This window comes from Bilifractor sp. LCP21S3_A7 (genome assembly GCF_052118825.1).
Lineage (GTDB): Bacteria > Bacillota > Clostridia > Lachnospirales > Lachnospiraceae > Bilifractor.
The window spans coordinates 209,430-215,782 of the sequence record NZ_JBQKGL010000006.1 but is presented as its reverse complement, the minus strand read 5'-3'; the positions used below and the strand labels follow the sequence as shown (position 1 = coordinate 215,782).

Sequence of the window (6,353 nt, the reverse complement as noted above, 5' to 3'; positions counted from 1 at the left end):
CTTATCAAAGTCGTCGCCGCCCAGATGGTTATTGCCGGCGGTAGCCAGTACCTCGATGACTCCGTCGCCGATCTCGATGATGGACACATCGAAGGTGCCGCCGCCGAGATCATATACCATAACCTTCTGCTCTTTCTCATTGTCCAGGCCGTAAGCCAGCGCCGCTGCTGTCGGCTCGTTGATGATACGCTTTACATCAAGTCCGGCGATCTTGCCGGCGTCCTTTGTCGCCTGACGCTGTGCGTCATTGAAATATGCCGGGCAGGTGATGACGGCCTCTGTGACCTTTTCTCCAAGATAGCCTTCCGCATCGCTCTTCAGCTTCTGCAAAATCATTGCGGAGATCTCCTGCGGAGTATAGCTCTTGCCGTCAATGGTAACTCTGTAATCGGAGCCCATGTGACGCTTGATCGATGAAATCGTGTGATCCGCGTTTGTAACTGCCTGACGCTTTGCCGGCTCGCCTACCAGACGTTCTCCTGTCTTTGTGAACGCGACAACGGACGGGGTCGTACGGCTTCCTTCCGCGTTCGCGATAACGGTGGGTTTTCCACCTTCCATAACGGCTACACAGCTGTTTGTTGTACCAAGGTCAATACCAATGATTTTTCCCATAATCTATTTCCTCCTTTTCGGATGAAGCATCCTCCGCGACGGAAAATCATCTGATCGGTTTCCTGCGGATTTCTTCTGATGTCTGATTCTTATTTGTGGCTTGTTAGCACTCATCATGTACGAGTGCTAACGCTTACAATCCTTATAGTACCACGGAATTTCCGGATGTCAACTCTTATTTTTCAATTTTTAAATTTTATATCCCTTATAATAATTTGTCTCTGCTGATCACGATTCTGGCTTTATTTTTTCCATGTCCGCTTTTCTCCGGATTTTTCTTCTCAAAACACCGCAGAGGTGTGACCCCCGGCGCAAATTCATTCGGCCTCAGCTTCCTCGCCCGCCCAATATCCGGATTCATGGCAGCCCCTATAAAATCCTCCAGCCTTTCCCTCGGCACCGGCCTCAGAGAATGTCCTGTGAGCAGATAATCAAAATCCAGCTTTTGAATCTGCTTCAATGAAAAAAGAAAAATTCCCGGATATCCTCATATTTAAAGGATTCCCGGGAATTTATATGATGCTGGTGGTCGGACTCGAACCGACACGGTGTGTAAGCACCGAGGGATTTTAAGTCCCTTGCGTCTACCTATTCCGCCACACCAGCCTGTGTTAAACAACACAAGAAATTATATAGTAATTTTTATGAGATTGCAAGTTATATAATGATTTCACATTATATAACTTCGCATTATAATTCTGTTCACGCCCACTAAAACGGCTAAGATTTACAGTACCTTTGCCAGAGCATTACTGGGTGTTAAAAGTTTGCGAAGAGCAACAGGACTGTAAAATCCCTGCCGTACATCGTTGGGGTGAACATCACCGCATGATATAATTGCTTCACTCACTCCCTTATTGAAGAATGTAACCTGCAACCTCAGAAAACGCAGGAGATCAGCGTCAGGATTGCCAGTCCTCCCTGCATCAGGATGATCTTCGGGTTGCTCGTCACGCTTCCATACAGCGCGACCGCAACAATATAGACCATCAGGCAGATCACAGCCGCCTTGCTGGCAAACGCAAAAACAGCCAGCAGGATCAGCACGGCGATCAGGCCGTTGTAAACGCCCTGGTTCTTGAACAGAACCGAGACATTTTTCTGTTTAAGCTCCTCCGTCGTCATGCCGAACACTTTCGAAGTCTTTTCTGAGCTTGTCGCAATTGTTTCCAGATAAAAGATGTATAAAAATTCAAGCGCTACCAGCACCGATAAGATTTTTGTTACAATATTCATGGTCATCCTTTCTCACATCAATTCCCGGGCGCTGATACAGTTACCCTTGCTCTGAAGCACCAGCCCGGGGCAACTGCAGTTCAGTTCCCCTTGCTTTGAAGCACCAGACCGGGACAAATGCAGTTTCCCTTGCTCTGAAGCACCTGCCCGTGACAAATGCAGTTCCCCTTGCTTTGAAGCCCCGGCCCGGGACTTCAGCGGCGTGCCTTTCTCTTCAGATCATAGATCGCGACATCATCCGGATTCTCGCTTTTGTGTGCGAACACCAGCGCGCCGGAGGCAGGAATCGTCGTTTTGAGGACCCCGGCTTCTACAGGTACTTCTTCCGTATCCCCGGAGTAACCGTCCCTGTCGCATCGGAAAATTCGCGTCAAACTGTCCTTGTGCGCATACCGGTTCAGCCCTGCCGGCCACACAACGACTTCCATATAATAATCCTCCTGCCGGTTATTCACCAGAACAATGATCTGCTCCTCCTCGTTGAACCTTCCGTATGCCAGAACATTGTAATCCTTGTACAGAAGCTTCAGCGATCCTGTCCGCAGGGCTGAATGATTCCTGTGTACCGCAATGATCCCCTGGTAAAAACGGATCAGGTCCTCATTTTCCCTGCCCCAGGGATAGGTCCGGCGATTATCCGGATCTGTGAATCCGCAGACACCCGCCTCATCGCCATAATACACGGTGGGCGCTCCCGGCCAGGTCATCTGAATCACGACAGCGGTTCGCAGCACAGAAATATCGATGTCTTCTTCCGCCGCCCTGGTTCCGAGGTTCTGCACACGTCCGACCTTGTGATTGGTCCTGGTCAAAAACCTGGAATGGTCATGGTTGTCCAGTTCATTCATTGCCACCAGAAGTGACGGCATGGTGAAAGAGGCCATGTGATAACGCATAGCGTCCTCAAAGCTGTCCGCGTTGCCAAGGAGATCCTCCCGGTATGAGTCACTGTGTTTTTCCATCCCGGTGAGGAACCAGGATACCGGCTCCATGAACGCATCGTAGTTCATGACCGTGTCCCATTCATCACCCTTCAGCCAGGAATCCGCATCCCCGTAATGCTCCGCCAGTATGATGGCATCCGGATTCGCCTCCTTGACCTTCTGGCGGAATTTTTTCCAGAACTGATGGTTGAATTCCGAGGAATGCCCCAGATCAGCCGCCACGTCAAGTCTCCATCCGTCAGCGCTGAACGGCGGCGACACCCACTTACCGGCAATCCGGAGGATGTCCTCCTGCAGCCTGATGGAATCCTCATAATTCAGCTTCGGCAGCGTATCATGACCCCACCATCCGTCATAATGGGAATTATACGGCCAGACAGAGCCACGCTGGAAATCAAAATAGTCGTGATAGGGGCTGTCCTCCGAGATATAGGCACCCGGCTCGAATCCCGGCCTGCCCTCGTAGATTCTCTCCCGGTCCATCCATTTATTGAAGGATCCACAGTGATTGAAGACACCGTCGATGATCACGCGAATGTTCCTGGCGTGCGCCTCTGCAATGAGTCTGGCAAACAGCTGGTTCCCCGCTTCCAGGTTCTCATGATCCGTCACACGGCTGATATAGAGGCCCGCGTGTGTGTTGTCATGGTCCCCGGGCGCAAGAAGATCTCCCGACTGTCTGACAATCTTCCCCAGATGCGGGTCCACATAATCATAATCCTGCGTATCATACTTGTGATTGGACGCGGACACAAATACCGGATTCAGATAGATCGCCTCCACGCCGAGCTTCTCCAGATAATCCAGCTTGTCGATGATTCCCTGAAGATCTCCGCCATAGAAATTTCTCACGTCCATATCTGCCGGGGGCTGATTCCAGTCCTCGATTTTCTGTACATGCTCGTTGATATAGCTGTATTCATCGGTGAGAACGTCATTCGAGGCATCGCCGTTCCGGAACCGGTCCGGATAAATCTGGTACATGACGCATCCCTTCGCCCAGTCCGGCGTATGGAATCCCGGAATGATCCGGAACAGATAATCCGACGGCGCCTCTCTCTGCACACCGAGCTTACAGTAAAAACAGGTATTGTTTCCTGCCACGATCTCAAAATAATACGAAAAAACCTCGTCCCGGATTTTGATCTGAATGCTGAAAAAATCAAACCCGTCGCGGCACTCCTGAAAGTGCATCCGCATTCTGGCGTCGCCATGGTGAAGATATACCGCATCCGCGTTATTTCTCGCCGTCCGGAACCGGATCGTCACCAGATCTCCAGGCTGCGGCTCCATCGGCTTCTGAAACATCTCTGTCTCATCACTGTAGAGCGCATTCTTCTTTAAAAGAGGCCGCATTCGTAGCGCATATTCAATTTCTCTGTCCAGATCATCCATGCCGATTTCCTCTTTCATTCTTCATTATTCATATGTAAAAAGGCAGCCTTATTCAGGCTGCCTTTTTGGAGAAGGTATTTCTCTTATGGGGTGTAGCAAAAACTATATAATGTATTGGGGGGTTTTTACGGTTATTATAGTAACACGGAGCCCTCCAAAAGTCTGCACAAAGTTAACAAATTTCAATATATAATTTTGTGCATCATTCACAATTATGATTCTGCAGCTCCCTCCGCCACAGCTTTTGCTTCCTCTTCAAAAATAGCCTCAAATTCTTTGCGGTTTAATTTTTCCTTTTCCATCAGCTGTTTCGCGCACTCATCCAGAACAAATCTGTGCTTCTCAATGATCTCGCGGGCTCTGCTGTGGCAGTTCTCGATGATTTCCTTGACTTCCTCGTCGATCGCAGCAGCAACGTTTTCACTGTAGGACTTCGTGTGACCCCAGTCTCTTCCAATAAATACTTCATTGCTGTCGCCCTGGTCATAGTTTACCAGACCCAGCTTGGGAGACATGCCGTATTTTGTGATCATGGCCCTTGCAGTCGCCGTCGCCTGCTTGATATCCTGGGATGCTCCGGTCGTGATATCGTCAAATACCATCTCCTCGGCCGCGCGTCCGCCCAGATCCACGATGATCTGCTGGATCATCTTGCCCTTAGTCATGAACATTTCATCGTTCTCCGGCTGCGGCATGGTATATCCTGCTGCGCCTGGCCCCGTGGGAATGATGGAAATCGTGTATACCGGTTCCATCAAATCCAGAACATGGAACAGAATGGCATGTCCGGTCTCATGGTAGGCAGTGATTTTCTTCTCCTTCTCGGAAATCACACGGCTTTTCTTCTCTGTGCCGATACCGACCTTGATGAAGGCATCCTTGATATCCTCCTGGCGGACATACGCCCTGGAGTCGCGCGCGGCATGAATTGCCGCCTCGTTCAAAAGATTCTCCAGATCTGCGCCGGTGAATCCCGCTGTCGTCTGCGCGATCTGCTTCAGATCAATATCATCGCCGAGCGGCTTGTTCTTCGCGTGAACCTTCAGGATCTCCTCTCTTCCTCTGATATCCGGCGGGCTTACCACAACCTTCCGGTCAAAACGTCCCGGACGCAGAATGGCCGGATCGAGAATATCCACACGGTTCGTGGCAGCCATCACGATAATTCCCTCGTTGACGCCGAATCCGTCCATCTCGACCAGAAGCTGGTTGAGAGTCTGCTCCCTCTCGTCATGTCCGCCGCCCATTCCGGTTCCGCGGCGTCTGCCGACCGCGTCGATCTCATCAATGAAAACGATACACGGCGCGTTCTTTTTTGCCTCGGAAAAAAGATCTCTTACCCTGGAGGCTCCGACGCCGACAAACATCTCCACAAAATCCGAGCCCGAGATGCTGAAGAACGGAACACCGGCTTCGCCGGCAACCGCCTTCGCCAGCAGCGTTTTGCCCGTTCCGGGAGGTCCCACGAGGATGACGCCCTTCGGAATCCGCGCTCCAACTTTCGTATATTTCGAGGGATTTTTGAGGAAATCCACGATTTCCACCAGATCCTCCTTCTCTTCCTCAAGCCCGGCTACGTCTGCAAAGCGGACCTTGCTCTCCTTGCCGTTTGTCATCGACGCATGGCTCTTGCCGAAATCCATCATCCGGCTGTTGGCGTTACCCGCGCCTCCCGCGGATCTTGCGAGGAATCCCGCCAGGATAACCACCAGAAGAACACCCAGAAGAAAAGGAATGAGAATCGTGCTCCATTCTCCGGACCGGGACACGTCAGACACCGTATAACTGATGTCATGATCTTCCAGCTCCTGAATCGCATCGTTGACATCCGTGACATTCACCACATATTCCGTTCCATCCCGCAGGGTGAACGAAACCTTACCCGTGGGCACCTCGGCGTTCTGGCTGATCTCTGCACGGCTGATCTCGCCGTCCTTCAGATATTTCTCATAGGCCGATGCGCTGACCGCGCGGTTTGACTGCATGAGAGTCGGTATAATCAGGAAAAAAGCGATGATCACGGCCATGATGATCAGATACACCGCCATCCCTCTTCTGTTGTTCGTTCTGTTCAAAGTTCTATGCTCCTTACTCTGCCGTACTATCTCGTTATCGAGATGCCCGCGTCAATTCCCCCGCATAAATACTGGTTTTTCATCCGCA

Annotated in this window: 5 protein-coding genes and 1 tRNA gene; all 6 read right to left on the bottom strand. The window is 51.0% G+C overall.

What is annotated here, in order from left to right; genetic code table 11:
- A partial coding sequence (locus ACTQ1O_RS07645; RefSeq protein ID WP_441486762.1) for an Hsp70 family protein occupies positions 1–615 on the bottom strand: 615 nt, incomplete at its 3' end.
- A 205-nt stretch (positions 616–820) separates the two neighbouring features.
- A complete protein-coding gene (locus ACTQ1O_RS07640; RefSeq protein ID WP_441486761.1) occupies positions 821–1,075 on the bottom strand; it encodes a hypothetical protein in 255 nt (84 codons plus the stop codon).
- 60 nt (positions 1,076–1,135) lie between these two features.
- Positions 1,136–1,221, bottom strand: a tRNA-Leu gene (locus ACTQ1O_RS07635).
- 273 nt (positions 1,222–1,494) lie between these two features.
- Positions 1,495–1,851, bottom strand: a complete 357-nt coding sequence (locus ACTQ1O_RS07630; RefSeq protein ID WP_441486760.1) for a DUF1304 domain-containing protein — start codon at positions 1,849–1,851, stop codon at positions 1,495–1,497.
- 194 nt (positions 1,852–2,045) lie between these two features.
- Positions 2,046–4,190 carry a glycoside hydrolase family 13 protein gene (locus ACTQ1O_RS07625; protein ID WP_441486759.1) on the bottom strand — a complete coding sequence of 715 codons (2,145 nt, stop codon included), beginning with the start codon at positions 4,188–4,190 and terminating at the stop codon, positions 2,046–2,048.
- 212 nt (positions 4,191–4,402) lie between these two features.
- Positions 4,403–6,265, bottom strand: coding sequence for an ATP-dependent zinc metalloprotease FtsH (ftsH, locus tag ACTQ1O_RS07620; protein ID WP_441486758.1), 1,863 nt, complete (start codon positions 6,263–6,265; stop codon positions 4,403–4,405).
- Between the last annotated feature and the right edge of the window lie 88 nt (positions 6,266–6,353).

Excerpts from the sequence above, each read along its gene's own strand:
- ACTQ1O_RS07630 (WP_441486760.1), bottom strand. The coding sequence starts at position 1,851 with ATGAATATTGTAACAAAAATCTTATCGGTGCTGGTAGCGCTTGAATTT.
- ACTQ1O_RS07625 (WP_441486759.1), bottom strand. The coding sequence starts at position 4,190 with ATGGATGATCTGGACAGAGAAATTGAATATGCGCTACGAATGCGGCCT.